26 protein-coding genes and 2 pseudogenes are annotated in these 25,917 nt (G+C 69.8%); 19 read left to right on the forward strand and 9 right to left on the reverse strand.

What is annotated here, in order from left to right; translation table 11 throughout:
• The first annotated feature begins 22 nt into the window (after nucleotides 1–22).
• The 6 genes from GPY60_RS05445 (at nucleotide 23) to GPY60_RS05470 (ending at nucleotide 5,579) form a co-directional block, all read left to right on the forward strand.
• On the forward strand, nucleotides 23–430 hold the full coding sequence (locus GPY60_RS05445; RefSeq protein ID WP_156686617.1) for a phage holin family protein: 408 nt from the start codon (nucleotides 23–25) through the stop codon (nucleotides 428–430).
• Nucleotides 417–740 carry a DUF3618 domain-containing protein gene (locus tag GPY60_RS05450; RefSeq protein ID WP_156686618.1) on the forward strand — a complete coding sequence of 108 codons (324 nt, stop codon included), beginning with the start codon at nucleotides 417–419 and terminating at the stop codon, nucleotides 738–740. The genes GPY60_RS05445 and GPY60_RS05450 overlap by 14 nt, the downstream gene beginning before the upstream one ends.
• A complete protein-coding gene (locus tag GPY60_RS05455; protein WP_156686619.1) occupies nucleotides 740–1,033 on the forward strand; it encodes a DUF4235 domain-containing protein in 294 nt (97 codons plus the stop codon). Before GPY60_RS05450 ends, GPY60_RS05455 begins: the two co-directional genes overlap by 1 nt.
• Nucleotides 1,034–1,216: 183 nt before the next feature.
• Nucleotides 1,217–2,041, forward strand: a complete 825-nt coding sequence (locus GPY60_RS05460) for an SDR family oxidoreductase (RefSeq protein WP_156686620.1) — start codon at nucleotides 1,217–1,219, stop codon at nucleotides 2,039–2,041.
• A 106-nt stretch (nucleotides 2,042–2,147) separates the two neighbouring features.
• Nucleotides 2,148–4,538, forward strand: a complete 2,391-nt coding sequence (locus tag GPY60_RS05465) for an arylsulfatase (RefSeq protein ID WP_156686621.1) — start codon at nucleotides 2,148–2,150, stop codon at nucleotides 4,536–4,538.
• 111 nt (nucleotides 4,539–4,649) lie between these two features.
• Nucleotides 4,650–5,579, forward strand: a complete 930-nt coding sequence (locus GPY60_RS05470) for an alpha/beta fold hydrolase (RefSeq protein ID WP_197283546.1) — start codon at nucleotides 4,650–4,652, stop codon at nucleotides 5,577–5,579.
• Between the two features lie 37 nt (nucleotides 5,580–5,616).
• On the opposite strand, the gene GPY60_RS05475 is transcribed toward GPY60_RS05470, so the two are convergent.
• Nucleotides 5,617–6,642 (reverse strand): AraC family transcriptional regulator, encoded by a 1,026-nt coding sequence (locus GPY60_RS05475; protein WP_156686623.1) that lies wholly within the window; start codon nucleotides 6,640–6,642, stop codon nucleotides 5,617–5,619.
• Nucleotides 6,643–6,781: 139 nt separating this feature from the next.
• On the opposite strand from GPY60_RS05475, the gene GPY60_RS05480 reads away from it, so the two are divergent.
• The 4 genes and pseudogenes from GPY60_RS05480 (at nucleotide 6,782) to GPY60_RS05495 (ending at nucleotide 9,683) form a co-directional block, all read left to right on the forward strand.
• Complete coding sequence (locus tag GPY60_RS05480) at nucleotides 6,782–7,174, forward strand: DUF1330 domain-containing protein (RefSeq protein ID WP_156686624.1); 393 nt, start codon at nucleotides 6,782–6,784, stop codon at nucleotides 7,172–7,174.
• Nucleotides 7,175–7,390: 216 nt separating this feature from the next.
• Nucleotides 7,391–8,242, forward strand: a pseudogene (locus GPY60_RS27500) (PE family protein); the annotation flags it as partial.
• A 98-nt stretch (nucleotides 8,243–8,340) separates the two neighbouring features.
• Entirely contained in the window at nucleotides 8,341–8,568 is a 228-nt protein-coding gene (locus GPY60_RS05490) for a hypothetical protein (RefSeq protein WP_156686626.1), read from the forward strand.
• Entirely contained in the window at nucleotides 8,565–9,683 is a 1,119-nt protein-coding gene (locus GPY60_RS05495; protein WP_156686627.1) for an epoxide hydrolase family protein, read from the forward strand. Before GPY60_RS05490 ends, GPY60_RS05495 begins: the two co-directional genes overlap by 4 nt.
• 15 nt (nucleotides 9,684–9,698) lie before the next feature.
• Here the strand turns inward: GPY60_RS05495 and GPY60_RS05500 are convergent, their stop codons facing one another.
• Nucleotides 9,699–10,514: an oxygenase MpaB family protein gene (locus tag GPY60_RS05500; RefSeq protein WP_197283547.1), complete on the reverse strand. Its 816-nt coding sequence runs from the start codon at nucleotides 10,512–10,514 to the stop codon at nucleotides 9,699–9,701.
• Between the two features lie 193 nt (nucleotides 10,515–10,707).
• Here GPY60_RS05500 and GPY60_RS26540 point away from each other — a divergent pair, with 193 nt between their 5' ends.
• Entirely contained in the window at nucleotides 10,708–11,196 is a 489-nt protein-coding gene (locus GPY60_RS26540) for a MarR family winged helix-turn-helix transcriptional regulator (RefSeq protein WP_197283548.1), read from the forward strand.
• An 8-nt stretch (nucleotides 11,197–11,204) separates the two neighbouring features.
• On the opposite strand, the gene GPY60_RS05510 is transcribed toward GPY60_RS26540, so the two are convergent.
• Nucleotides 11,205–11,663: a nitroreductase/quinone reductase family protein gene (locus GPY60_RS05510; protein WP_231639360.1), complete on the reverse strand. Its 459-nt coding sequence runs from the start codon at nucleotides 11,661–11,663 to the stop codon at nucleotides 11,205–11,207.
• 57 nt (nucleotides 11,664–11,720) lie between these two features.
• Nucleotides 11,721–12,266 (reverse strand): cupin domain-containing protein, encoded by a 546-nt coding sequence (locus tag GPY60_RS05515; RefSeq protein WP_156686629.1) that lies wholly within the window; start codon nucleotides 12,264–12,266, stop codon nucleotides 11,721–11,723.
• Between the two features lie 523 nt (nucleotides 12,267–12,789).
• On the opposite strand from GPY60_RS05515, the gene GPY60_RS05525 reads away from it, so the two are divergent.
• The gene (locus GPY60_RS05525) at nucleotides 12,790–13,713 is read left to right on the forward strand and encodes a cobalamin biosynthesis protein (protein WP_370462655.1); all 924 of its coding nucleotides are present in this window, start codon (nucleotides 12,790–12,792) and stop codon (nucleotides 13,711–13,713) included.
• A gap of 93 nt (nucleotides 13,714–13,806) precedes the next feature.
• On the opposite strand, the gene GPY60_RS05530 is transcribed toward GPY60_RS05525, so the two are convergent.
• From GPY60_RS05530 to GPY60_RS05540, 3 genes are read right to left on the reverse strand one after another with little or no spacing between them, the layout of a single operon-like run.
• Nucleotides 13,807–14,622 (reverse strand): SURF1 family cytochrome oxidase biogenesis protein, encoded by an 816-nt coding sequence (locus tag GPY60_RS05530; protein WP_156686719.1) that lies wholly within the window; start codon nucleotides 14,620–14,622, stop codon nucleotides 13,807–13,809.
• An 8-nt stretch (nucleotides 14,623–14,630) separates the two neighbouring features.
• A complete protein-coding gene (locus tag GPY60_RS05535; RefSeq protein WP_156686631.1) occupies nucleotides 14,631–15,119 on the reverse strand; it encodes a low molecular weight protein-tyrosine-phosphatase in 489 nt (162 codons plus the stop codon).
• Entirely contained in the window at nucleotides 15,112–15,741 is a 630-nt protein-coding gene (locus tag GPY60_RS05540; RefSeq protein WP_304610691.1) for an HAD-IA family hydrolase, read from the reverse strand. Before GPY60_RS05540 ends, GPY60_RS05535 begins: the two co-directional genes overlap by 8 nt.
• A 238-nt stretch (nucleotides 15,742–15,979) precedes the next feature.
• On the opposite strand from GPY60_RS05540, the gene GPY60_RS05545 reads away from it, so the two are divergent.
• From GPY60_RS05545 to GPY60_RS05570, 6 genes are all read left to right on the forward strand, one after another.
• On the forward strand, nucleotides 15,980–17,911 hold the full coding sequence (locus tag GPY60_RS05545) for a serine/threonine-protein kinase PknD (protein WP_156686632.1): 1,932 nt from the start codon (nucleotides 15,980–15,982) through the stop codon (nucleotides 17,909–17,911).
• Between the two features lie 65 nt (nucleotides 17,912–17,976).
• Nucleotides 17,977–19,005 (forward strand): Rv2231c family pyridoxal phosphate-dependent protein CobC, encoded by a 1,029-nt coding sequence (gene cobC, locus GPY60_RS05550; RefSeq protein WP_156686633.1) that lies wholly within the window; start codon nucleotides 17,977–17,979, stop codon nucleotides 19,003–19,005.
• Nucleotides 19,002–20,150: a Nif3-like dinuclear metal center hexameric protein gene (locus GPY60_RS05555; protein ID WP_156686634.1), complete on the forward strand. Its 1,149-nt coding sequence runs from the start codon at nucleotides 19,002–19,004 to the stop codon at nucleotides 20,148–20,150. The genes cobC and GPY60_RS05555 overlap by 4 nt, the downstream gene beginning before the upstream one ends.
• Nucleotides 20,147–20,884, forward strand: coding sequence for a zinc ribbon domain-containing protein (locus GPY60_RS05560; protein ID WP_156686635.1), 738 nt, complete (start codon nucleotides 20,147–20,149; stop codon nucleotides 20,882–20,884). Before GPY60_RS05555 ends, GPY60_RS05560 begins: the two co-directional genes overlap by 4 nt.
• Entirely contained in the window at nucleotides 20,881–21,987 is a 1,107-nt protein-coding gene (locus GPY60_RS05565) for a bifunctional RNase H/acid phosphatase (protein WP_156686636.1), read from the forward strand. The genes GPY60_RS05560 and GPY60_RS05565 overlap by 4 nt, the downstream gene beginning before the upstream one ends.
• Before the next feature lie 80 nt (nucleotides 21,988–22,067).
• Nucleotides 22,068–22,658, forward strand: a complete 591-nt coding sequence (locus GPY60_RS05570) for a TetR-like C-terminal domain-containing protein (protein ID WP_231639362.1) — start codon at nucleotides 22,068–22,070, stop codon at nucleotides 22,656–22,658.
• A gap of 138 nt (nucleotides 22,659–22,796) precedes the next feature.
• On the opposite strand, the pseudogene GPY60_RS05575 reads toward GPY60_RS05570, so the two are convergent.
• Nucleotides 22,797–24,025, reverse strand: a pseudogene (locus GPY60_RS05575) (cytochrome P450).
• 140 nt (nucleotides 24,026–24,165) lie between these two features.
• Here GPY60_RS05575 and GPY60_RS05580 point away from each other — a divergent pair.
• On the forward strand, nucleotides 24,166–24,366 hold the full coding sequence (locus GPY60_RS05580; protein ID WP_156686638.1) for a hypothetical protein: 201 nt from the start codon (nucleotides 24,166–24,168) through the stop codon (nucleotides 24,364–24,366).
• Nucleotides 24,367–24,375: 9 nt separating this feature from the next.
• On the opposite strand, the gene GPY60_RS05585 is transcribed toward GPY60_RS05580, so the two are convergent.
• Nucleotides 24,376–25,902: a molybdopterin-dependent oxidoreductase gene (locus GPY60_RS05585; RefSeq protein WP_156686639.1), complete on the reverse strand. Its 1,527-nt coding sequence runs from the start codon at nucleotides 25,900–25,902 to the stop codon at nucleotides 24,376–24,378.
• Between the last annotated feature and the right edge of the window lie 15 nt (nucleotides 25,903–25,917).

Consider the following 25,917-nt stretch of genomic DNA (forward strand, 5'->3'; position numbering starts at 1 on the left):
CGGCCGGCGGGAAAGGAGCACGATGAGCATCGATTCATCGTCGAGCGCCGACGCGTCGATCGGCGAGTTGATGAGCCAGCTGTCCGCGCAGACGTCTCGTCTGGTGCGCGACGAAATGCGGCTGGCGCAAAAGGAATTCCAGGATTCCGCCAAACACGCCGGCCTCGGCGCGGGCTTGTTCAGCGTTGCCGGTTTGCTGGCCTTCTTCGGACTGGGCGCGGTGATCGCCGCGGCGGTGGCGGCCCTGTCGCTGGCGCTGCCCGTCTGGGCGGCCGCCGTCATCGTCGCCGCGGTGCTGTTCGTCGTCGCCGGTATAGCCGCGCTGGTCAGCAGGGGTCAGGTACGCCAAGTCGCACCGGCACCGCGAACGGTGGCCAGCGTCAAGGAAGACATCCGAGAAGTGAAGGACGCACGCCATGACAGGACCTGACCGCACGCCGCCGGAACCCGGGCAGGAGGCGAGCGTCGAGGACATCCAGGCCGACATCGAGCGGACGCGGGAGGAACTCGGCGAGACCGTCGGCGCACTGACGGCCAAGCTCGACGTCAAGGGCCGCGCCAAGGAGCAGGCCGCCGAAACCAAGGAGCGGGTGGCCGAGAAGTCTCGGGAGGCCAAGGACCTGGTGGTGGACAAGGCGACCGACGAACGCGGCGCGCTGAAGCCCTCGGTGCCCGTCATTGCGATCGCCGCGGCCGTTGCGATCGGCGTGGTCGTCTGGCTCCGCCGCCGGGACAACTAGTGTCCGGCAACAAGACCAGCGCATCGGCGAAAATCCTCTACCGACCCGTGGGGCTGGTCAGCTCGACCCTGGGCGGGCTGGTCGCCGGGATGGTCTTCAAGCAGGTCTGGCGCCGGGCCAGCCCGGACGAGCAGTCCGAACCGCCGAACGCGTTGAGCACCGGCTACCCGTTCAAGGAGGTCGTGTTTGCCGCGGCGGTCGAGGGCGCCATCTACTCGGTGGTTAAGACCGTGATCGACCGGCAAGGCGCCCGGCTCTTCGAGAAATGGACCGGCGAGTGGCCGGGTGACTGAGGGGTAAATATATCGCGCTGCGAGACAACGTGATTCCCGCGATGTGCAAGTGGCGACAAGCCGAGTGTTGGCCCAACGCCCGTCTCTAAGTGCTAAAAGGTTGTCTTCTTCTGTGAAGATTCCTGGTCCGGGTCGCGCGCACCATGAGGCGGCGGGAATCCACATTGTCGAGAAGGAACCACCATGGCAAAGAACATCGACCTGACGGGCAAGACGGCGGTCGTCACGGGCGCCGGCTCGGGGATCGGCGCGGCCACCGCGCGGCTACTGGCGCGGCGCGGGGCCAAGGTCCACATCGCCGACATCAACGCGGACGCGGCAGCCGCCGTCGCGAATGAGATCGGCCGCGGCGCAGTCGATCACGCAATCGACGTGAGCCGGCCCGACGAGGTCGAGGCGCTGGCCAAGGCCGTGTTCGATCAAGACGGTCACGTCGACGTCCTGCACAACAACGCCGGGATCGGCCATGGGGCCGACATCGACGCCACCACGGTCGAGGACTGGCAGCGCGTCATCGGGATCAACTTGCTCGGCGTCGCGTACGGCGTTCAGGCGTTCGTCCCCCGGATGCTCGAGCAGGGCCGCAAGGCCATCGTCATCAACACCGCGTCCGAGGCCGGGCTGCACCCGGTCGCACGGATGGCCCCCTACTGTGCGAGCAAGTTCGGCGTGGTGGGAATGAGCGAAGCGCTCAATGCCGAGCTTCGGCCGCGTGGCATTCGCGTCGTCGCGCTGTGCCCGGGCATCATCAACACCCCGATCATCCGGGAGGGCATCATGCGTGGTGAGCTGAGCGCCGAACAGGCCAGGATCGCGGCGTTCTACGACAAGCACGGTGCGTCGCCGGACACCGTCGCCGCCGCGGTGCTCGACGCGATCGCGCGCCCGCGGCTGATCGTCGCCTCGCCCCGGACCCATGTGCTGGCGCCCTACCTGCTGCACCGGCTCTCGCCGAGACTGGTGCAGCCGCTGGCCCGCGCGCTCCCGAAGGTCCTGGCCCACGGCTGACCCGAACAGGGGGAGCGCACTACTAACCAAAGGCCCTTGGAAATCGGGAAGGCCGCAGGTATCACAAAAGGACGGTCGACCAGCAATTTTCGAGAAGGGCAACGGGATGACGGACTCCTCGGCTCAGGGCCATGGCGAAACGAACGGCGCATCGGTGCCGCCTCTGTTGCGTGAGACCCTGCCGCTCCCGGATCCCCGGCACATCGGGCTGACCACCTATGACGCGAAGGACCCGAACACCAAGTACCCGCCGATCACCATGCTGCGCCCGCCGGCGGGCGCCCCCAACGTGCTGATCGTGATGCTCGACGACGTGGGGTTCGCCGCCGCCTCGGTGTTCGGGGGTCCTTGCAACACGCCGACCGCCGACCGGCTCGCGGCCGGCGGCCTGAAGTTGAACCGCTTCCACACGACCGCCCTGTGTTCGCCGACCCGGCAGGCGTTGCTCACCGGGCGCAACCATCACTCGGTGGGGATGGGCGCGATCACCGAGATGGCCACCTCCGCTCCCGGCAACAGCAGTGTGCGGCCCAAGAACAAGGCGCCGATCGCGGAAATCCTCAAGCTCAATGGCTATTCGACGGCGCAGTTCGGCAAGTGCCACGAGGTGCCGGCCTGGGAAGTGTCGCCCGTCGGGCCGTTCCACCAATGGCCGACCGGGTCGGGATTCGAGTACTTCTACGGCTTCGTCGGAGGCGAGGCCAACCAGTACTACCCGGGCCTGTACGAGGGCACCCAGCCGGTCGAGCCGCCAAAAACCCCGGAGGAGGGCTATACCCTCAACGAGGACCTCGCCGACCACGCGATCCGATGGGTGCGCCAGCAGAAGGCGCTCGCCCCGGACAAGCCGTTCTTCATGTACTACGTTCCCGGCGCCACCCACGCCCCGCACCACGTGCCCGCGGAGTGGTCCGACCGGTATCGGGGCAAGTTCGACCGGGGCTGGGACGCGCTGCGCGAGGAGATCTTCGCGCGGCAGAAGAAGCTGGGCGTGATTCCGGCGGATGCGCAATTGACCAAGCGGCACAAGGAGATTCCGGCGTGGGACGACATGCCCGCCGACCTGAAACCGGTGCTGGCGCGGCAGATGGAGATCTACGCCGGATTCCTCGAGCAGACCGACCACGAGGTCGGCCGGGTGATCGACGCGATCGACGACCTCGGCGCCCTCGACGACACGCTGGTCTACTACATCATCGGCGACAACGGCGCCTCGGCCGAAGGCACGCCCAACGGCTGCTTCAACGAGATGACCACGCTCAATGGGATGCCGGGCATCGAGACCACGGAGTTCCTGCTCTCCAAGATCGACGACTTCGGCACGCCGCGGGCCTACAACCACTACGCGGTCGGCTGGGCGCACGCGCTGTGCACCCCGTATCAGTGGACCAAGCAGATCGCCTCGCACTGGGGCGGGACCCGCAACGGCACCGTCGTGCACTGGCCGCGCGGTCTGGTCGACAAAGGCCAGTCCCGCAACCACTTTCACCACGTGATCGACGTCGCCAAGACGATCCTCGAGGCGGCCGGGCTGCCCGAGCCCACCTCAGTCAACGGCATCCAGCAGGCCCCGCTGGAGGGCGTGTCGATGCTGCCGATGCTGCGCGACGGCAACGCCCCCGAGACCCACGACGTGCAGTACTTCGAGATCATGGGCAACCGGGGCATCTACCACCAGGGCTGGACCGCGGTCACCAAGCACCGCACCCCGTGGCTCGTCGACGCCCCGCCGTTCGACGAGGACGTGTGGGAGCTCTACGCGCCCGACGACTGGACGCAGTCCCACGACCTGGCCGCCGAGATGCCCGAGAAGCTGGCCGAACTGCAGCGGCTGTGGCTGATCGAGGCGGTCAAGTACAACGTCGTGCCGCTCGACGACCGGTCCTTCGAGCGGATCAACGCCGACCTGGCCGGGCGGCCGCAGCTGATCCGCGGCGACACGCAGCTGCTGTTCCCCGGCATGCGGGTCAGCGAGAACTGCATCCTGGTGATGAAGAACAAGTCGCACTCGGTGACCGCCGACATCACCGTGCCGGACGCCGGCGCCCAGGGGGTGATCGTGACGCAGGGCGGCAGCGTTGGCGGCTGGTCGCTCTACGCCCACGAGGGCCGGCTGAAGTACTGCTACAACTTCTTCGGCATCCAGTACTTCATGGTCACCGCCGAGCGGCCGATTCCCGCGGGCGAGCACCAGGTGCGCATGGAATTCGCCTACGACGGTGGAGGATTGGCCAAGGGCGGCACCGTCACCCTGTACTACGACGGCGAGCCAGTCGGCAGCGGCCGTGTCGAGATCACCATCCCGATGGCCTATTCCGCCGACGAGGCCTGTGACGTGGGCGCCGACACCGGTTCGCCCGCCTCGCCCGACTACGGTCCGGCCGGAAACGGCTTCAACGGCGAGATCGCCTGGGTGCAGCTCGCAATCGGCGACGACAGTCACGACCACCTGATCAAGCCCGAGGACCGCATCCACGCCGCGATGGTCAAGCAGTGACGACCCCGGCCTGTCTCTGAAAATCAAATAGCAGTCTCAATCTGTCAAGACGGGACGTACTGCGCTGCCGCATGCTGTGTGCGTTGACCACACAGAGTGACAGGTAAGGCCATGGCGCACAATGCAGTTCCGGCTCGACCCGACGAGACCTCGGCGGAATCTATGCCGCGACTAGTGGGTGTGCGCCACCATTTCGTCGAACTGGGTGGCGGAGTCACCATCCACGTCGCCGAGGCCGGACCGGCCGACGGGCCGCCGATCATGTTGGTGCACGGCTTTCCGCAGAACTGGTGGGAGTGGCGCGAGATCATCGGGCCCCTCGCGGACGATGGCTATCGGGTACTGTGCCCGGACCTGCGAGGCGCGGGCTGGAGTTCCGCGCCGGACTGCCGGTATACGAAGGTCGAAATGGCCGACGACCTCGCTGCCGTGCTCGACCGGATGGGCGTCGGGCCGGTCAGGCTGGTGGCCCACGACTGGGGCGGGCCGGTCTCGTTCATCATGATGCTGCGCCACCCCGAACGTGTGACCGCTTATTTCGGCGTCAACACCGTCGCGCCCTGGCTGAAGCCGGATCTGGCGACGCTTCGCCACCTGTGGCGCTTCTGGTACCAGGTCCCGATCGCACTGCCTTTGGTGGGCCCGCGGCTCATCGCCGACCCGAAGGGCCGGTTCTTCCGTGTGCTCACCTCGTGGGTGGGCGGGGGCTTCGCCATCGGCGACGGTGACTTCTGGCTTTATGCGCAACGCTTTAGCGAACGCGGCCACGCGGTCGCCGGATCGCGTTGGTATCGAGCCTTTCTCGTCCGCGAGTTCCTACCCTGGCTCGGTGGTACGTATGCCGATGCGCGCGTCCGGGTGCCGGTTCGCTGGCTCCACGGCACCGCAGACCCGGTGCTCACGCCGACGCTGCTGCGCGGCTATGAGAAGCGGACCACAGACTTCGACGTCGAACTGGTTGACGGGGTGGGACATTGGTTTCCCGAACAACGTCCCGACATCCTGCTCGACCGGCTTCGCGTCTTCCTCGCCCGCGTCTGAGGATCCCCGCGCGTCGCTCGAGGAGCTGGAACGTCCATCAGGGATTCGCCGAACGTTTCCGCGACCGAAGCGCACGCCGGTAGGCCGACGGGCCCGTCCCGAACCAGCGCTTGCACGACCTCGTCAGCACGCTTTGCTCGGTGTAGCCGAGCTCGCGCGTCAGGTGCGAGAGGTCGATGTCGGTGTCGCGCAGATAGTGCTCGGCGGTGTCGCGGCGCAGGTCGTCGACGAGCGCGAAAAACGTTGTGCCCTCGTCGGCCAACCTGCGCTGCAGCGTCTTCGGATGCACGTTGAACTGCGCCGCGATCACGTCGAGCTTGGCGGCGCCGGTGGGCAGCAGTTGCCGGGCGATGGTGCGCACCGACTGGCTCATGTCCGGGTCGCGCCGCCCGATCAGGGTGCTGAGGTATTCGACCACGGCCCGGTGCGCCAGCTCGTCGTGCTGAAGCGGCGCTGCCAGGTCGGCGGATCGCAGGGTGAACCCGGCCGCGGGCTCGCTGAAACGGGCGTTGCAGCCGAAGTATTCGCGATACGCAGCGGTCGGCGTGACGGGCTGGTGTGGCAGGTGGACCGACAGCGGGCAGTAATGCCCGCCGAGTAGCAGCCGCAATACCTTGAGCGCGACGCCGAGGGAAAGCTCCATGCTTTGTGTCGAAGGCGGCATCGGGCGCAGGAGGTACCGGATCTCCAAGAAGGAGCGTTCGGGCCTGTCGCTCATCGGCGCGACGTGCGCGACGATGGCGGGGCTGTAGGCGGCCATGAAGGTGCCGAAGATCCCCAGGGCATCGCCCGCGGTGGCCGCCGTCCGTGCCGCCACGCCGACCGGGCCGAGGATTTCGATGCCTTGGCGCAGGGCGAGCCGCCGGCCGAAATCGGGCACGCGCGTTTCGTCGGCCGCCGATTCGATGGCTCGGATCGCGCGCGGCAGCGAGATGAAGACTTCGTACTCGCCGATGTCCTGTCGGCGTATTCCGGCACGACGCAGCAACCGGGTCGGGTCACCTCCGAGTTCGGTGACCAGGTCCGGGTAGTCCGTGAGCGCGGTGCCGCGCACGACCGACACGTCACGTGATGCTAGTCGGAGGCCGCGTGTCCTCAAAGGCGAAAACGTTGTCCTAAACGGTCAAGACGGCGGATGCGCCGGCCCGGCATGGTGGAGTCGGTGGTTCGTGAAACGCCACCACACCCGGAAGGAGTAGCTCATGACCACCTCGATAGAGACCACCCCCGAGCAGGTGGCCGCACTCGCGGCGCGACCGGCCGACGCCCCCGTGCTGATGGTCAATCTGCTGCAGTTCAAGAAGCCCGGCGGCCTCGAGAGCTATCTGAAATACGGCGAGGAGGTGGCGCCGCACCTGGAGCGTGTCGGCGCCAAGATCCGCTACGGCGGCGCCGCGCCGGCCGTCGTCATCGGTGACGGCAGTAAGCCGTGGTGGGACGCGATCCTCATCGTCGAATATCCCACGCCGGCAGCGTTTTTGGAGATGGTCACCACCGAGGAGTACGCCCGGGTTCACGAGCACCGCGCCGCGGCGCTCGACCGCGGCGACCTGATTGCCACGTCGACATGGACGGCCGCCGAGCAGTTCGGCTGATCGCGACGATTCTGATCGCCGCGCGCGGCGCCGGCGATCCTCGCCGCGGCGGAGCCGCCCGCACAGCCAAGCGGCTCCGTCGCCTCGCGGCCAACTCGAGCGCCGCTTGGACGTCGCCCGGTATCTGCCGAAACTTGGGATCGGTAGGCGTGCCGAGGAATACGCTTTGGCGCATCGGCGACCATCGGGCGGTCGCCGTGTCGGTCGGAGGTCGGAATGTCCTATGTCATTGCGGTACCGGAGTATGTGACGGCGGCGGCCTCGGACCTGGTGCAACTCGGGTCGAGCATCACGGCGGCCAACGCGGCGGCGGCCGGGCCGACGTCGGCTTTGGCGGTCGCCGCCGGTGACGAGGTTTCCGCGGCCGTCGCATCGCTGTTCAGCGCGCACGCGCAGGCGTACCAGGCCCTCGGCGCCGAGGCGGCGGCCTTCCACCAGCAGTTCGTCGAACTCCTGAACGCCGGGGCGGGCGCCTACGCCGCCACCGAGGCCGCCAGCGCCAACCCGCTGCAAAATCTGCTCGACGCGATCAACGCACCATTCAACACATTCCTGGGGCGGCCGCTGATCGGCGACGGCGCCGACGGCACGCCGGGAACCGGGGCCAACGGCCAAAACGGCGGCCTGCTGTGGGGCAGTGGCGGCGCCGGCGGGTCCGGGGGACCCGGCCAGAACGGCGGCAGCGGCGGTAGCGGGGGGTTCCTGTACGGCAACGGCGGTCGCGGCGGGACCGGCGGGGTCGCCATCGGTGCGGGCCAGGCTGGGTTCGGCGGCAACGGCGGCAACGCCGTCGGGCTCTTCGGCAACGGCGGTCCCGGCGGGACCGGCGGGGCAAGTCCCGGCGGCGTCGCCGGTGACGGCGGCTTCGGCGGCAGCGGCGGGTTCCTCATGGGCATCGGCGGCATCGGCGGGACCGGCGGCAACGGCTTCGTCGCCGGGTGGGGCGGCGACGGTGGCTACGGCAGTAGCTTGATCTACGGCCTGGGCGGCGCCGGTGGCGCCGGTGGGTCCAGCCTCAACTTCAGCAACGGACTCGCGGGCGTCGGCGGCCCCGGTGGCTTCGGCGGGTATCTCATCGGCGGCATCAACGGACGCAACGGCCTGTCGGGCTGACGACCGCAGGCGCTCCGTTGTCCGGCGCCTACCGGTATGGCAAGGTCGGGGGCGTGCGCGACGATGCCGAGTTCTCCGCCCCGGGAGAAACGGCGCCCGGGCGGCCGTTCGGCAGCCCGCGACCAAACGCGACCTCTGCGCCGCCGCGGACACGCTATGACATCCATGAACTCATGGGCATGGCCCGCACGCTGATCGCCGACGTCGACCGCCGCGCCAGCGAGCTCGAGCGCGCCAGCCGGCGGCCGCGCCTCGAGGACGACGAATGGTGCACTCCGTGAGACCTTTTCGCATCGACGTCCCCGACGACGTGCTCGACGACCTGCGCTCCCGGCTCGCGCGCACGCGGTGGGCCGAGGCCGAGTGCGTCGACGACTGGAGCCAGGGCATCCCGCTCGCCTACACCCGGGACCTGGCCGACTACTGGGCCGACGACTACCACTGGCGGTCGCGCGAGGCCGCGTTGAACCGATTCGACCACTTCCTCAGCGAGCTCGACGGGCTCGACATCCACTTCATCCATCAGCGCTCGCCGCACGACGACGCCTTCCCGCTGCTCATCACCCACGGCTGGCCCGGCTCGATCGTGGAGTTCCACAAGGTGATCGAGCCGCTGACCAACCCGCCGTCGGGACGAGCCGAGGACGCCTTCCACGTCGTCTGCCCGTCGCTTCCCGGTTACGGGTTCTCGGGCAAGCCCACCCGCACCGGCTGGGGCGTCGAACGCATCGCGAACGCCTGGGAGACGCTCATGCTGCGCCTCGGTTACGACCGCTACGGCGCCCAGGGCGGGGACTGGGGTGCCGCGGTGACCACGCAGATCGGACGCAATCGGGGTCATTGCGCGGCCATCCACCTGAACATGCCGATCGGCCGGCCCACCCCCGAGGCCCTCGAGAATCCGACCGAGGACGAGCGGAAGGCGTTGGAGGCGTTGGCGTTCCATCGCAAATGGGGCACCGGTTATTCCAAGCAGCAGTCGACCCGGCCGCAGACGCTGGGCTACGGGCTGGTCGATTCGCCGGTGGGCCAGCTGGCGTGGATCGTCGAGAAGTTCTGGGCCTGGATGGATTGCGACGGACACCCGGAGAACGTGCTGACCCGCGACGAACTGCTGGACAACGTGATGATGTACTGGGTCACCGCGACCGCCGCCTCGTCGGCCCGCCTGTACTGGGAGAGCTTCCGGGTCTGGGGGCAACTGGACCGCGTCGAATTGCCCACGGGAGTGGCCGCTTTCCCCGGTGAGCTGCTGAAGGCACCGCGACGGTGGTGCGAGCCGGTCTACAACATCACGCACTGGACGGACATGCCGCGCGGCGGGCATTTCGCCGCGTTCGAGCAGCCGGAGTTGTTCGTCGACGACGTGCGGGCGTTCTTCGCCACCGTGCGCTGACGCCGGCCGGCGAGGCTAGACGATGCGCCGGTTGCGTCGTGCGCGAGAACGCATGTCCCACAAATAAAGCCGATAGCTCAGAATCCACACCCCATGTGGGATCAGCCGGTCGGCCAGCCGCAGGGCGGCCAGCAGCCACTCGAACCGGCGCTGCTGGCGCGCCGACCAGTCCAGCCGCATCAGCGCCCGGAACTCCGGCGCCAGGAAGCCCGTCGTCGCGAACAGGTTGAACGGGCCCGCCGGCCACCGCAACGGCCACGGCAGGAACACCAGCGAGGCGACCCCGCGCAGATGCTCGCGCACCGGCGGATCGATGCGCAGCCCGTCCAGGGAGCGTTTCCAGTACTCGTCGAACGCCGCCCGGTCGGTCGGCCACGAACTCTCGGGCACCTGCAGCGTGGTGGCCAGCCGGCTGGCGTCGCGGTAGACGGCGTCGGCGCTGGCATCGTCGAGCGGGCCGTGCAGGAATTCGTGCTGCTCGACGTAATACCTGTACAGGCAGGCGGCGACCCAGAGCTGCAGCTTGGGGTCGAAGGCGTTGTAGCGCAACGGGCTTGACGGGATCGAGCGGACCCGCCGGTGGACGCCGTCGACCGCGGCGCGGATGAGGGCGCGGTCGTCGTCGGTGCCGATTGTCGCGGCGGCCAGGTACGTGCCGGTGGTGCGGGCCCGCTTGAACGGGTGCTTGTAGACGTTGCCGCTGTCGACCGGGCTTTCAAGCACGCCGTAGCCGACGCCGGGCAGGGACAGTTGCATGATGACGTTCGCGGCGGGCAGCAGCAGCGCCGCCGGGTTCAGCAGGTCGGCGACCCGGGTCGCGGGCCGCCTCATCGCGGGTCCTGCCTCATGGGGTCGAGTGAACCACGACGGAGGCATTCGGTCGATGGAGGCGCCACCGGAGAGCGTTGTCGTGGGGGGTCCGCGGCGGTGTCGGCTGACGAATCGGCCGATCGCGTTGGCAAGTACCGGTTTCTCCCAGCTGCACCGCGTATCCTCCCGGGTGATGTCACGAGCGGACCAATTGATGAGCCTGCCCCCGCCCGACGGTGCTGCATGGGGCGGACTGCTGCGTACGCACAAGGCGATGATGACCGTCATGGGCAGGGAACTCGAGGATCGACATGGGCTCGCGCTCACCAGCTATGACGTCTTGCGGCACTTGGCCCTGGCGGACGGCAAGCGCCTGCGGATGCACGAGTTGGCGGAGCGAGTGATGATCACCCGTTCGGGCCTCAGCGGGGTCGTCGACCGCCTGGAAGCCGACGGGCTGGTGCAACGCGAGCCCGTGAGCATCGACGGCCGTGGCTGGTTTGCGGGCATCACCCCGCAGGGATGGAAGGTGCTGCGCCGCGCGAACGAGACGGTCACCGCGATCATTCGGCGCGATTTTCTGGACCCGCTGTCCGAGGAAGACCTCGATGCCCTGCGCCGCATCTGGCGCAAATTGGGGACCGCGCACGACGGCCGAGAAGGGACACGGTCGCACGCGCGGGTCTCAGCCGAGAATCGCTGAGCCGGCCGCTAGCCGTCCGTTTTTGTCAGCAACAGCACGGGGATCACCCTTCCCTCCGTTTGCGTCTCGTAGGCGGCGAAGCCGGGGGCCAGCTGTTTCTGGCGCTCCCAGATCTCGTCACGCTCGGAGCCGATCAGTTCCCGGGCCGTCACTTTGATGGTGTCGATACCACCGTCCGAGCCGACTTCGATGAGCGCGTCCGGGTGGGCCTTCAAGTTGTAGTACCAATCGGGATGCCTGGCGGTCCCAGCTCTGCTGGCGAACACGGCCCAGCCATCTCCCACGGGTTGATATGCCATCGGATTGAGCCGTTCTCGTCCCGACTTGGCGCCCGTCGAGTGCAGGATGAGCAACGGGTCGTCGCCGAACGCCGCGATCCGCCCCCCGTTGGCGCGGAACTCGTCGATGTTGCGGGAGTTGTGCTCTTGCATCGCTTCGGGGTTGTCGACCATCTCTCGGGCGTCCATGCGTTTCTCCTCTCACGCCGGCCGGCGTCAGCTGTCACTGCGTCGGCAGTTGATCGTCTATCGGGCGCTGCCGGTGTCGTGGGTGGCACGGTCGCCGGGACTCATGCCGAACTTCGGTTGCGCCCAGTCCTTCTCGGCCTGCACGCACCAATAGTTGTTGTAGAACAGACGAAACACCTCCTCACTGGGAGGCGGGAAGTCCTTGGGGGGCAGTTCACGCGCCGCGGCCGGAGTCGCCGATCCTTTGACCACCTGCTCGAAACCGGCGGGCGTGTAGGCGTTGAGAACATGGCAGTCGGTCAGGGATGTGAAGACGTGCACGGTGTTTCGCGGGATCCACAACGAATCGCCGGGCCCCGCCGTGATGCGGTCGCCGCCGACGGTGAAGTCGACTCTTCCTTCGAGAACGTAGAACCATTCGTCGATGAACGCGTGAACATGCGGGATCGGCCCCGACCCTTCGCGCATGTACTGCTCGATCAGCGAAAAACTGCCGCCGGTGTCCTCGCCGTCGACCAGGATGTACCAGACGATGTCGATGAGCCAGTAGGCGGGCGCATTCTCGCGGCTCTTCATAAAGGGCGTGCTGACGAGGGGAATCATGGAGTCACCTACCTAGCGAAATTTGGATCGGGAAGTCCTTTTTGCCCACGCGAGGTCGGGCCAACCGGCGCGATATCGCGGCGCCGATTCCCCGACTGGCCCCGGTGACGAGTGCGCGCTTGCCGGCAAGACGCGATGCTGCGGTCAAATGCAGTCCTTTCCGGGGAAGGTTCGTTGAACGCCGTGCCCGTGAAGAACGTTATGCAGCTTAAGGTACGAATACAAGAGGTTAGCGAGTGAACTATCGGTCTTTCTTGTTCTGCGATCCGCGGCATTTGTGTGGCCTGCAAAACACCTGCAAAAATTCAGGATTGGTCCGCACGAGTGCACAGCGAAGTCAATTTGGTGACGAACTATAGCTGTAAGCAATAGTTCTGTTGGTGGTACAAATCTGGCCGGCCGCGCCGGACTTTCGGTGCGGGGCTCGCCGGGTCGCGCGCCACACTCGCCGCCATCGCGCGGCCGACGTCGGCGCCCCCACGCCGTATGAGACGCTGCCGGGGTGTTCGCGGCCCAACCCCAAATGATCGGCGTGCTCGTCGGGTACGCGGCCGACGTCGCACTCGGCGACCCGCGGCGGGGCCATCCGGTCGCCGTGTTCGGGCGGGCCGCCGCGGCGTGGGAGCGCATCACGTACCGGGACACCAAGACCGCGGGCGTGCTGCACGTGGGCCTTCTGGTCGGCGCGGTGACGCTCCTGGGCGCGGCCGCCCGTCGGGGTCCCTGGTGTCTGGCCGCCGCCACCTGGATATCGCTGGGCGGCACCTCGCTCGCGCGCACGGGGTTGGCCATGGCAGACCTGCTCGAGGGCGGCGACGTGGGGGCCGCGCGGCGGCTGTTGCCGTCGCTGTGCGGGCGAGATCCCGCGCGGCTGGACGCGGCGGGGCTCACCCGCGCGGCGCTGGAATCGGTGGCGGAGAACACGTCCGACGCCGAGGTGGCGCCGCTGCTGTGCGCGGCGGTCGGCGGCGTGCCTGGCGTGCTGGCCTACCGGGCGGTCAATACTCTGGACTCGATGATCGGGTACCGAACCGCACGCTATCGGAGATTCGGTTGGGCCGCAGCGCGATTGGACGACGCAGCCAACTATGCCGCCGCGCGGGTCACCGCGGCCCTGGTGGTGGTGTGCGCGCCGTTCGTCAGCGGGTCACCGGCCGGCGCGCTGCGCGCCTGGCGCCGCGACGCGGCGCGCCATCCCAGCCCCAACGCTGGCGTCGTCGAGGCGGCGTTCGCGGGCGCGCTGGGGGTTCGGCTCGGCGGGCCGACCCAGTATCACCACGAGCTGCAGATCCGGCCGACCCTCGGCGACGGGAGGCCGCCCAGCGTGGCCGACCTGCGCCGCGCCGTCGCGCTGTCGCGGCTGGTGCAGGCCGGCGCCGCTCTGCTGGCGGCGGCGTTGTCGTACCGGCGGCAAGTGCGGTCGGCGCGCTCACCGAGCCTGCGTTGACGGCATCGAAACTGCACACAGAGCGCGTGTGAGCCGTCAAACGCGCGCTTAGCGCAGGCTCGGCGCGCCGGGCGCAGGGTCAGCGGAAGGGCCCTACCGCCGGCGCCCGTAGCGGTCGGCCAGCTTCTCGTCGACGGTGGCCGGGGCAGCCCGCGACGGTGCCTGTTCCTTCTCCCGACGGCGGGCGCGGATCTCGGAGTAGGCGAAGTAGCTCAGGCCGATCGGCGCCAGGATGCCGAACGAGATCCACTGGATGCCATAGGAGAGAAACGGTCCGGCGTCCAGGTGCGGCACGCCGAGCACGCCGAGGCCGCCGGGCTGATCGTCGGTCAGCTGCAAATAGGAACCGGTCAACGGGACCCTGGTCAGCGTCGCGACCTGGGCGGTGTTGATCGAATACACCTGCGGCACACCGTCGGCGAAGAAGGGATCCTTGCCGGGCGCGGTGCCCTCGGAGTCCCGAAGTCGCGCCGTGATCGTCACGGTGTCGGCCGGCGGGCGCGGTATCGGCGGCACGCGGGAGCCCTCCTCGGGACGCACGTAGCCCCGGTCGACCAGGACGGTGGGCCCGTTGTCGACGGCGAAGGGGGCCAACACCTCGAATGCCGGCCTGCCCTCGACCACCCGCAGCCGCGCCAGCACCTGCACGTCGGGCAGATAGTGCCCGGTCGCGGTCACCCGGCGCCACTGCGCAGCGGGGGCCGACGAATCCTGGTGCGGCAGAAGGGTCGTCACGGCAACCGGGGCCGTGTTCAGCGAGGTTTCGATCTGGTGGTTCTCCCGCGACGTCCGGTAATGCTTTCCCAGCTGCCAGGGCGCCAGCACCATGAAGCACAGATAGGTGAAGGCGACGATGACCAGCGCCAGCGCTATCCACCCCGGCCGCAACAGGAATCCGAGCCTTCTGATGCTGGGCATCAGCCCGATCCGTTCTCCGCGAGCCGCGCGTCGACCCAGTCGTGCAGGCCGGGCAGCGCGGCCTCGATGACGGCGAATGCCTCCTCGAAGTCGGCCGCGTCGCCGTAGTAGGGGTCGTCGACGTCGGGGGCGTGGGCGCCCGAGCGGGGGTCGAACGAGCGCAGCATGCGGATGCGGTGCTCGTCGACACCCAACTGGCGCAGCATGCGCACATGGTTGCGCGCGAGGGCCACCACCAGGTCGGCTTCCAGGTGGTCGGTGTCCACCTGGGCGGCGCAGTGATCGGTCGGGTAGCCGTGCTCGCGCAGCACCTTGCTGGCCCGCTCGTCCGCGCAACTGCCGACGTGCCAGTTGCCCGTCCCGGCGCTGGTCACCCGCACCACGTCGCCCAGGCCGCGGCGGCGCACCTGATCGGCGAACATCTTCTCGGCCATCACCGAGCGGCAGATGTTGCCGGTGCAGACGAACGTGACGTGCAGCTCAGACACCGAGGGCCCTCCGCAACTCGTCGACGGTGGCGGCGTGGGTGACGCCGGTGGGCGCGAAGCCGTCGGGGAAGTCGTCCCTGCCGTAGCCCCAGCCGACGACCACGGTGTCGATGCCGTGGGCGGCCGCCCCGTCTACGTCGTGGCTGCGATCGCCGACCATCAGCACCCGCTCGGGCAGCGGCTTCAGTTGGTCGAGCGCGTGGGCCAGCACGTCGACCTTGGTCTTGCGCGAGCCGTCGGGTGCCGCGCCGGCGACGACCTCGAAATACCCGTCCAGCCCGAAATGCGCCAGGACGCGCCGCGCCGTGGGTTCGAGCTTGGAGGTCGCCACGGCCAGCCGCACCCCGTTCGCGCGCAGGTCGGCCAGCAGCGGCTCGATGCCGTCGAACAGCGTGTTCATCGCCCAGCCCCGCGAGCCGTACTCGGCGCGAAACGCCGCGATCGCGTCCTCGGCGTCCTCCCCGAGCATGGAGCGGAAGGTGTCGTCCATCGGCGGCCCGACGATCCGCGCGACCAGGTCGCCGTCCGGCACGGGTGCGCCGATGTGGGACAGCGCGTGCAGGAAGCTGGCGACGATCCCTTCCGCCGAGTCGGTCAGCGTGCCGTCGAGATCGAAGATCACCAGCTGCGGGAGCGCAGCGGTGCCTGACGGTGTGGCGTCGACCCCGGGACGCCACTCGCCTCCCGCCCGCATCGTGTCTGTCACCGTTCCATTGTCGGTGATGACCCGCGATCACCAACCGGGAGGCGCATGGGAACGCCCCTGCGTATGGCCTGTGCGGCGCTTTTGCCGTTGCCATGTCATCGCCGGGCTTATCGTGTGTGGATCCTTTGACGCCGGGAGGCCTCGGGAGGCTGATGTGGACGGGACTCCGTTCGGACGCTACCGCTTGCTGGAACTGCTGCGGCGCGGCGGGATGGGCGAAGTCTGGTGCGCTTACGACAGCGAGACCGACCGCATCGTCGCGCTCAAGCTGTTGCCCCCGAACCTGTCCGAGGACGAGGACTTCCAGGTCCGTTTCCGCCGGGAAGCGCACGCGGCGGCGCGGTTGAACGACCCCCACGTCATCCCGATCCATCACTACGGCGAAATCAACGGCCGCCTCTACGTCGACATGCGGCTGATCGAGGGCCGCGACCTGGGCGCCGAGCTGGCCGGGGGACCGCTGGAGCCTGCGCGGGCGGTGCACATCATCGACCAGATCGCGAAGGCGTTGCACGCCGCACACAAGGTCGGTCTGATCCACCGCGACATCAAACCCGCCAACATCCTGCTCAACGACGACGACTTCGCCTACCTGATCGACTTCGGCATCGCCCGCGCCGCCGACGAGACAAGGCTGACCCAGTCCGGCAACACCGTCGGCACCTTCAACTACGTCGCGCCCGAGCGGCTCGGCACGCGGGCGGAAGAAGACGCCCGCGCCGACATCTATTCGCTCACGTGCGTGCTGTACGAGTGCCTGACCGGCGAGCAGCCGTTCGTGGGCGAAACGCTGGCACAACTGGTCGCCGCCCACCTGAACTCGCCGCCGCCGCGGCCGTCGCTGATCAACGCCGGCGTGCCCGCGCAATTCGATGAGGTGATCGCGCGCGGCATGGCGAAGGACCCCGACGCGCGTTACGCGACGACGGCCGAGCTCGCCGACGCCGCGCGCGAAGCGATTGACGCCGCGGGTCAGCCGCTGGCGACGGCCGATCAGGCCCGGACCCAGGTGATCGACCAGGGCGTACGTCAGCAGGCGATGGTGAACGCGTCGGCTCCCACGGAGGTCCTGGGCGGCGCGGGGCCGCTCGTCGGGGAGGCGGCGGCTGCGGGTTCGCCCGGCATGCACGACCGGCCGACCGTCGAGGCGCCGGAGGACGACGCGCCCACACCGGAGGACGCGCCGACGGCGCGCGGGCGGCGCACGAGGATCGCCCTCGTCGCGGGCGGCGTCGCCGTGGTCGCGGTGATCGTGGCGGCGTTGGGCATACCGGCACTCACCACCAAACCCCCGGCCGCACCGCCGCCGTCACAACCGCCCGCGCCGCCGACCCCGGCGCCCAGCCCTCAGGTGGTGTTGCCGTTCACCGATCTCAACGGTCCCTCGGCGGTGGCGGTGGACGGTGGCGGCGTCGTCTACGTCACCGACACCAGCAACAACCGGGTGATGAAGCTGGCGGAGGGTGCACCCCCGACCGCCCTGCCGTTCACCGACCTCGCGAGTCCGGAGGGCGTGGCGGTGGACGGCACCGGGAACGTCTACGTCGCCGACTTCGGCCACGACCGGGTGCTGGAGCTGGCACCGGGCTCGACCACACCCACCGTCCGCATGTCGGGACTGGGCACTCCCGCCGCTCTGGCGGTGGACGGTGCCGGAAATCTGTACGTCGCCGACCATCGAAACAGCCGGGTGCTGAAACTGGCACCGGGCTCGTCCGCGCCGAACGTGCTGCCCCTCACCGGGCTGGTCGCCCCGGTGGGCCTGGCGGTGTCAGGCACGGGCACCGTCTACGTCGCCGACAGCAACAGGGTGGTCAAGCTGCCGGCGGGGGAGCCCGCCGCGACCATACCGCCCTCCACGGGCATCAATGACCCCACCGATGTCGCGGTGGACGAGGCCGGAACCCTGTACGTGAGCGAGGGCAACCTGGACCGGGTCATCAAGCTGCCGGCCGGCTCGTCGACCGCCACCGAGTTGCCGTTCACCGGCCTCAGCAATCCCTGCGGCGTAATCCTCGACGGGAGCGGCAACCTGTACGTCGCCGACCACAACAACAACCGGGTGCTCAAAGTGGCGGTGCGCTGAGCGGGTCCGAGCCGCCGGATCGGGTCGTCCGCTCCCGATGATGGCGGCGCACTAGTGTTTCTCGGATGGCGACCGTGGACTCAAGCCCGCCTCCGGTGCGGTATCACGGCGATCAGGCCGTCGCGCCGGGAATGCTCGACTTCGCCGTCAACGTCCGGCACGCGCAGCCCCCGGAGTGGCTGATGCGGCGGCTGGCCGCGCGGCTGCCGGACCTCGCGCGCTACCCGAGCGACGACGACGTGCGCCGCGCCCAGGACGCGGTGGCCGCCCGCCACGGCCGCGCCCGCAACGAGGTCCTGCCGCTGGCCGGTGCGGCCGAGGGGTTCGCGTTGCTGGCCAACCTGCGTCCGGCGCGCGCGGCCGTCGTCGCGCCCTCGTTCACCGAGCCCGCCGCGGCGCTGGCCGCCGCCGGGGTGCCCGTCCACCACGTCGTCCTCGACCCGCCGTTTCGCCTCGACGGTGTTGGCGTGCCCGATGACGCCGACCTCGTGGTGGTCGGCAATCCGACGAATCCCACGTCCGTGCTGCACGGGCGGGCGGAGCTGTTGAGGCTGCGGCGGCCCGGGCGGATCCTCGTGGTCGACGAGGCGTTCGCCGACGCGGTTCCCGGCGAACCGGAGTCGCTGGCCGGCGACCCCCTGCCCGACGTGTTGGTGCTACGCAGCCTGACCAAGACGTGGGCGCTGGCGGGGCTGCGGGTGGGCTACGCCCTGGGCGCGCCAAAACTGTTGGCGCGGTTGACCGCTCAGCGTGCCCACTGGCCGGTGGGCACCCTGCAGCTGACCGCGATCGCGGCCTGCTGTGAACCCGGTGCCGTCGCCGACGCCGCCGCCGACGCGGCGCGGCTCGCGGCGGTGCGCGACCAGATGGCCGCGGGCCTGGCGTCGGTCGGCACCGACGTGGTCGACGGCCGGGCGCCGTTCATCCTGTTCCGCCGACCGGACGCCGAGGAACTGCGGAAGACGCTGCGGGGCAAGGGGATCGCGGTGCGGCGCTGCGACACCTTCGTCGGCCTCGACGGCCGCTACCTGCGGGCCGCGGTGCGCCGGGAATGGCCGCTGCTGGTGCAGACGATCGCAGAGGCGACGCGATGAGCGTGCGCCTGGCCGAGGTCATCGAGGTGCTGGACGAGGCCTACCCGCCGGGCCTCGCCGAATCGTGGGATTCGGTCGGACTGGTGTGCGGCGACCCCGACGACGTCCTCGACTCGGTGACCGTCGCGGTCGATGCGACGCCCGCCGTCGTCGACGGCGTCCCCGAGGCCGGACTGCTGCTGGCTCACCACCCGTTGCTGCTGCGCGGGGTGGACACGGTGGCGGCCAGCACGCCGAAGGGCGCGCTGGTGCACCGCCTGATCCGCACCGGGCGTTCGCTTTTCACGGCGCACACGAACGCGGACTCGGCCAGGCCCGGCGTGTCCGACGCGCTCGCCGAGGCGCTGGGCCTGACCGTCGACGCCGTGCTCCAACCCGCCCACGCGGCGGCCGACCTGGACAAGTGGGTGATCTACGTCCCCAGCGACAACGCCGACGCCGTGCGGGCCGCGGTGTTCGAGGCCGGCGCCGGCCACATCGGCGACTACTCTCACTGCAGCTGGAGCGTCGCCGGGATCGGGCAGTTCCTGCCCCACGAGGGGGCCTCGCCCGCGGTGGGCAGCGTCGGCACTGTCGAGCAGGTGCCCGAGGACCGCGTCGAGGTGGTCGCGCCGGCGCGGGCCCGTGGCGCCGTGCTGGCCGCGATGCGCGGGGCCCACCCGTACGAGGAGCCCGCGTTCGACATCCTCGCGCTGGTGCCGCCCCCCGGTGACACCGGGCTGGGCCGCATCGGCACGCTGCCGCGTCCGGAGCCGTTGCGCGCTCTTGTTTCTCGCGTCGAGGCGGCGCTGCCCCGGACGTCGTGGGGCGTACGGGCGGCGGGGGACCCGGACGCGCCCGTCTCCCGGGTGGCGGTGTGCGGCGGCGCCGGCGATTCCCTGCTCGGCGCGGTGGCCCGCGCCGGCGTGCAGGCCTACGTCACCGCCGACCTGCGCCACCATCCGGCCGACGAGCATCGCCGGGCCTCGGACGTGGCCCTGGTCGACGTGGCCCACTGGGCGAGCGAATTCCCCTGGTGCGAGCAGGTCGCCGGTCTCCTGCGGTCGCGGTTCGGCGCGGCGCTGCCCGTGCGCGTGTGCACGCTGCGCACCGACCCTTGGAACGTGGGCGACGTGGGCGACGAGGCGGAGGCAGGGCGGTCATGAAAGCCGATGTTGCACAGCAGCGTTCGCTGCTCGAGCTGTCCAAGCTGGACGCGGAGCTGTCGCGCCTGGCGCACCGCGCCGCCCACCTGCCCGAGCAGGAGGCCTACGACCGGATGCGGGTGGAGCACACCGCCGCCGGCGATCGGGCCGCCGCGAGCCGCGTCGCGCTGGCGGACCTCGACGCGGAGGTGGCGAGGTTCGAGTCGGACATCGAGGCGGTGCGTCAGCGCGAAGAACGCGACCGGTCGATGCTGCAGTCCGGAGCGATCGACGCCAAGCAGCTGTCGGACCTGCAGCACGAACTGGAGACGCTGGAGCGACGCCAGTCGAGCCTCGAGGACGTGCTGCTCGAGGTCATGGAGCGCCGCGAGGAACTGCAGGCGCGGCTGGCCACCGAGGAGGGGAAGGTCGAGGCGCTCGAGTCCGACCTGGCCGCCGCCCGGCAGGCCCTCGACGCGGCCGCCGCCGAGATCGACGAGGCGCGCCGCCAGCAATCGTCCCGGCGCGACGAGCTGGCGGCCGCGCTGGAGCCTGCCCTGTCCACGCTGTACGAGCGGCAGCGCGCCGGCGGCGGGCCCGGCGCCGCACAACTGCTGGGCCGGCGCTGCGGCGCCTGCCGGCTCGAGATCGACCGGGGGGAGCTGGCGCGCATCTCGGCCGCGGCCGAGGACGACGTGGTGCGCTGCCCCGAGTGTGGCGCAATCTTGTTGCGCGTCATGGGCTCCGAGCAGTGAAGGTGATCATCGAGGCCGACGGCGGCTCGCGCGGAAACCCCGGGCCGGCCGGGTACGGCGCCGTCGTGCTGAGCGCCGACCGCTCGAGCGTGCTCGCGGAAGCCAAGCAGGCCATCGGGCGGGCGACCAACAACGTCGCCGAATACCGGGGCCTGATCGCCGGTCTTGACCACGCGCTGGAACTGGGGGCCACCGAGGCCGCTGTCTTCCTGGACTCCAAGCTGCTGGTCGAGCAGATGTCCGGGCGGTGGAAGGTCAAACACCCCGATCTGGTCGAACTGCACGCGCAGGCGCGCCGGCTGGCGTCACGGTTCGAGCGGATCAGTTACACCTGGATCCCGCGCGAGCGCAACACGCACGCCGACCGGCTCGCCAACGAGGCGATGGACGCGGCCGCGGCAACTGACGACCCGCCGGAGCGGATCGAGGCGGAGGCTGTGAAAGACATTGCCGCACAGGCTAAGACGGGGCCCGGCTGGACCGGCGCCCGCGGCACTCCGACCAGGCTCCTGCTGCTGCGGCACGGCCAGACCGAGTTGTCGGCGCAGCGGCGCTACTCCGGGCGGGGCAACCCGGCGCTCACCGACGTCGGCCGGCAACAGGCCGCCGCCGCGGCGCGCTACCTGGCCGAGCGGGGCGGGATCGCGGCGGTGTTCGCCTCGCCGCTGCAGCGGGCCTACGACACGGCCGCGACGGCCGCCAAGGCGCTGGGCCTGGATGTGACCGTCGACGACGACCTGATCGAAACCGACTTCGGGGCCTGGGACGGGCTGACCTTCAACGAGGCCGCCGAGCGCGACCCCGACCTGCACGGCCGTTGGCTGCGCGACACCAGCATCACGCCGCCGGGCGGGGAGAGCTTCGACGACGTCCTCGACCGTGTCCTCCGGGCGCGCGGACGCATCGAGGCCGGCCACCGGGGCTCGACGGTGCTGGTGGTCTCGCACGTCACGCCGATCAAGATGCTGCTGCGGCTCGCCCTCGACGCCGGGCCGGGCATCCTGTACCGGCTGCACCTGGATCTGGCCTCGCTGAGCATCGCGGAGTTCTACCCCGACGGGGCGTCCTCGGTGCGGCTGGTGAATCAGACCGGATATCTTTAGTGCTCTTTTGCGCATTCGACCCTTCAGGGACCGATTTCGGGTTAAGTAGCTACCCGAAAGCGGTCCGGTGAAGGAGACTTGTGCAACCGTCTCGACCTCCCGAGGAGCACCCGGACGTCGTTTCCGCGGACGTCCGGGCGCGAGTGATGCCGGCGGTGATCGACGAGCTGTCACGCTGGGGGGTCGAGCGATTCAGCGTCGAGGCGCTGGCGGAGCGCCACCGCCTCGATCCCGCGCTGATCTACCGGTATTGGGGTGACCGGGAACGACTGATCGTCGACGCCGCCCTGGCGGACGTCGAGAACTACACGGTCCCCCGCGACACGGGCTCGTTGCGGGGCGACCTGCTGGCGCTGGCCCGCAGCGTCACCGACCGCGCCAACAGCGAGGTCGGCCGGACGTTGCTGCGGGCCCTGGTCATGGACCGACGCGGGTATCACGACGAAGCGGTCCGGGTTCGGTTCTGGCGGGCGCATTTCGCGCTCGTGCGGGCGGTGGTGGACCGGGGCAGGGAGCGCGGCGAAGTTCGTGACGGGGTGAGCACGCTCGCCGCCGTGCAGATGGTGCTGGCGCCGTTGAACATCCGCGCCCTCTACTCCGACGCCCCCGTCGACGACACCTACTGCGAGGCCGTCGCCGACCTCGCGTGGCACGCGCTCGCCCCCCGGTAGGCCGCCGAGACTGCAACCTGGGCTTCGATCCTGCACCCAGCGCGTGATTTCGGGCGGATTCGCACGCTGGGTGCAGGCTCGATGCGCCCAGCTCAGGCTCGAATGTGCGCGACTATTGGCGAGGCGACGCCATGACTCCTAGTGCCCGGGGTCGAATTTGATCGTCAGCGTGACGGGTCCGCTGATTCCGTGAGGGGCTTCCACGGGGCCGGCCCGGTGCGGTGCGGATTGGGCATCCGGCGCGCCATCACGGCGAGGGCTTCGGCGAGCTCGAGCCTGGCCAGGTTCGAGCCCAGGCAGTAGTGCATCCCGGCGCCGAACGTCTGCATCGGTGGCGCTCCTTCGCGCGTGATGTCGAGTCGATCGGGGTCGTCGTACATGACGGGATCGCGGTTGGCCGCGGCGGTGTTGGCGATCACCAGCGTGCCGGCGGGAATCATCACCCCGGCGATCTCGACGTCCTCGCGGGCGGTGCGCAGGGTGGCCGCGACAATCGGCGAATGCCGCATGGTCTCCTCGACCGCGTTGTTCGCCAGCTCCGGCTGCCGAGCCAGTAAAGCCCACTGCTCGGGGTGATCGCACAGGACGTGCACCGACGCGGCGAGCTGGTTGCGGGTGGTGTCGGTACCGGCCATCAGCAGGCCCGCCGCCAACATGCGCAGGTCGTCGGCGCTGAGGCGGTCGCCGCCGTCCTCGGCGCGAATCAGATCGGAGAGCAGGTCGTCGGTCAGCGCATGCCGACGCTGGGCGACCATGTCGTCGATGTACGCGTCGAGTTCGTCCCACGCCGCCAAGATGGCCGGCTGGTGGGCCGCGGCCTCCCAGCTGAACGCCTTGAAGATGTCGTCGGTCCAGTCCGAAAACAGCTTCCAGTCGTCGGCCGGGGCGCCCAACAGCGCGCAGATGATCGGGATCGGGAATTGGCGGGCGATGTCGGCAACCACCTCGCAGCGGCCCCTCGATATGTGACGCTCCACGAGTTCGGTGATCACGTCGATGATCGTCGTGCGCAGCCGTGCGGTGGCCCGCGGCGTGAAGGCCTGGCACACCAGCCGACGCAGCCGGTGATGAGCGGGGCCGTCGAGGCTGATCAGGTTGGTCGCGACCCGCTCCCACAGCGGGCCGCTGGTGATGCCCTGACCGGCGAGGAACATGCCCTGGGGTACGCGAAACCGCGGGTCGCGCAGCACGGCGCGCACGAGGTCGTAGGTCAGGAACTCCGGCCCGTGTGGACCGATCGCGATCGGCGCCTCCCGGCGCGCCCGACTGATGATCGCGTGGGCCTCGGCCGGGCTTTGGCAGTGCTCGTAGTCGATGCGGGGGAGGCCGACCTCGAATACGGTCGGCGCGTCGACTGTGATCGTCATGGTGGCCCCCAGAGGTCGCCGGACTGCTTTCACTTCGGAGTTTCGCGGCGGCGACGGCTGAGCACATGCGTAGTTCGCTACCTCATCTTGGCGGCATGCTCGGCGAGGCGGTCAACCGGCCGCGCCCGTAGGATCCGCGTATGAGGCGGACTTTCGTCATCACGCTCGCGGCCGGGTTGATCGTCGCGCTGTTCGGCCTGATCTGGGCGCTGCAGGGCTTCGGAGTCCTACAGGGCAGCCCGATGAGCAACACCACCACCTGGTCGGTCATCGGCCCGATCACCGCGCTCGTCGGCATCGCGGTCGCGGTGTTCAGTTGGCGGAAACTCTCGTCAAAGTAGGGCTCACGCCTAAGTCACGGTGAACTCGACGGTGTGCCAGCCCGTGGCCCCGTCGGGGGCCGGAGGAACCCGGTCGGCAGTCTGCGTGGCGCCGGTGTTGTCGGTGGCGCGCACGGTAATCGTCTGCCGCCCAACGCTTTCGGCCCGCCAGGGGAAGCGCCACAACCGCCACGTCGCGTTGGAGTAGGCCGCGCCCAGTTGCGCGGGCTGCCACGCGCCCTCCCCGATGCGGACTTCGACCGCCCGCACCCCGCGATTCTGTGCCCACGCGACGCCGCCGAAGACCACGGGCCCCCGCGGCACCTGCTGGCCGGCTTTCGGAACATCGATCCGCGACTCCGTCTTGATGGGCGCGCGCGCCGCCCACCCCTGCCGCGTCCAGTAGGCCTTCGCCCGGTCGAAGCGGGTCAGTTCGAGATCGACCACCCACTTTGTGGCCGACACATACCCGTACAGGCCCGGCACCACCAGGCGCGCGGGGTAGCCGTGCTCGATGGGCAACGGCTGACCGTTGAGGCCGACCGCCAGCAGCGCGTCGCGGCCGTCGGTGAGCGCGTCCACCGGCGTCCCGGCGGTGAACCCGTCGATCGATGTCGACAGCACCATGTCGGCGTCCTTGTGCACGCCAACCGCGGCCAGCAGATCTGCCACCCGGTAGCCCGTCCAGACTCCCGTCGAAATCAGTTCTCCGCCAACCGGATTCGACACACAGGTCAGCGTCGTCACCGTTTCGACGACGTCGAAGCGCGCGAGGTCGTCGAAGCCGTAGGTGGCTTCGCGGTCCACCATGCCGTGGATGCGCAGCCGCCAGTCGCGATGGCTGAGTTGGGGGACGACGAGCGCGGTGTCCACCCGGTAGAAGTCGCCGCTGGGGGTGATGAAGCTCGGCAGCGCGACGCCCGCGGGTTGCGCGTCGGCGGGTATCGGGGGCGCCGCCGCGCGGGGCCGGGGCAGCGCGACGCCGTTGCGCTCGGCGGCGACCGAATGCGCCAACCGCGTGACGACGGCACCCGCGACGCCGCTCAGCACCCCGAACCCGAGCATTCCGAGCACGAGCAGCTTGCGCCTTCCCTCATCCGGCGCGTGGTCGGCGCCGTCTTCGGATTGCCCGGGTCCGGACCGCCGGGTGAGCAGACGCAGCGCCGTCACGCCGCACACGGCGCCGGCGACGGTGGGGATCGTGTCGAGCGCCGTCGCGCCCGGGCGCGACAGGACCGCGATGCAGCCGAGGACGCCCGCCGCGGCGATCAGGGCGCTGCCGTAGGGGCGGCGCCGCGTCTCGAGGGTCCCGGCGATCGCGGCGAGCGCGGCGATCACCACCAGCACGACGATCGCCAGGAAGAGTTTGTCGAGCGAGCCCAGCGTCTGAATGGCCCACTCTTTGACGGGCCCCGGTGTCAGGTCGACGGCCGCCGAGCCGATCGCGGTGCGGGCGTTGGCCCGCGCACCGAACGGGATGCCCACCAACTCGGCCACGCCGAGCGAGACGGCCGCGGCGGCGACGCCGGCGATCATCCGCTCGTTGTTCGCGGCCATGCGCGCTTACTGTAC

Origin of the sequence: Mycobacterium sp. Marseille-P9652, assembly GCF_902652685.1 — a bacterium.
Classification (GTDB): Bacteria; Actinomycetota; Actinomycetes; order Mycobacteriales; family Mycobacteriaceae; genus Mycobacterium.

Bases quoted from the DNA above. Each gene is read 5' to 3' on its own strand.
- GPY60_RS05585 (WP_156686639.1), bottom strand. From the start codon at position 25,902: ATGGCCGCGAACAACGAGCGGATGATCGCCGGCGTCGCCGCCGCGGCC.
- GPY60_RS05480 (WP_156686624.1), top strand. From the start codon at position 6,782: ATGACCACCTCGATAGAGACCACCCCCGAGCAGGTGGCCGCACTCGCG.
- GPY60_RS05560 (WP_156686635.1), top strand. From the start codon at position 20,147: ATGAAAGCCGATGTTGCACAGCAGCGTTCGCTGCTCGAGCTGTCCAAG.
- GPY60_RS05580 (WP_156686638.1), top strand. From the start codon at position 24,166: ATGAGGCGGACTTTCGTCATCACGCTCGCGGCCGGGTTGATCGTCGCG.
- GPY60_RS26540 (WP_197283548.1), top strand. From the start codon at position 10,708: ATGAGCCTGCCCCCGCCCGACGGTGCTGCATGGGGCGGACTGCTGCGT.
- GPY60_RS05470 (WP_197283546.1), top strand. From the start codon at position 4,650: ATGGCGCACAATGCAGTTCCGGCTCGACCCGACGAGACCTCGGCGGAA.
- GPY60_RS05450 (WP_156686618.1), top strand. From the start codon at position 417: ATGACAGGACCTGACCGCACGCCGCCGGAACCCGGGCAGGAGGCGAGC.
- GPY60_RS05525 (WP_370462655.1), top strand. From the start codon at position 12,790: ATGATCGGCGTGCTCGTCGGGTACGCGGCCGACGTCGCACTCGGCGAC.
- GPY60_RS05460 (WP_156686620.1), top strand. From the start codon at position 1,217: ATGGCAAAGAACATCGACCTGACGGGCAAGACGGCGGTCGTCACGGGC.
- GPY60_RS05555 (WP_156686634.1), top strand. From the start codon at position 19,002: ATGAGCGTGCGCCTGGCCGAGGTCATCGAGGTGCTGGACGAGGCCTAC.
- GPY60_RS05500 (WP_197283547.1), bottom strand. From the start codon at position 10,514: ATGAGGCGGCCCGCGACCCGGGTCGCCGACCTGCTGAACCCGGCGGCG.
- GPY60_RS05510 (WP_231639360.1), bottom strand. From the start codon at position 11,663: ATGGACGCCCGAGAGATGGTCGACAACCCCGAAGCGATGCAAGAGCAC.
- GPY60_RS05465 (WP_156686621.1), top strand. From the start codon at position 2,148: ATGACGGACTCCTCGGCTCAGGGCCATGGCGAAACGAACGGCGCATCG.
- GPY60_RS05515 (WP_156686629.1), bottom strand. From the start codon at position 12,266: ATGATTCCCCTCGTCAGCACGCCCTTTATGAAGAGCCGCGAGAATGCG.
- cobC (WP_156686633.1), top strand. From the start codon at position 17,977: ATGGCGACCGTGGACTCAAGCCCGCCTCCGGTGCGGTATCACGGCGAT.
- GPY60_RS05445 (WP_156686617.1), top strand. From the start codon at position 23: ATGAGCATCGATTCATCGTCGAGCGCCGACGCGTCGATCGGCGAGTTG.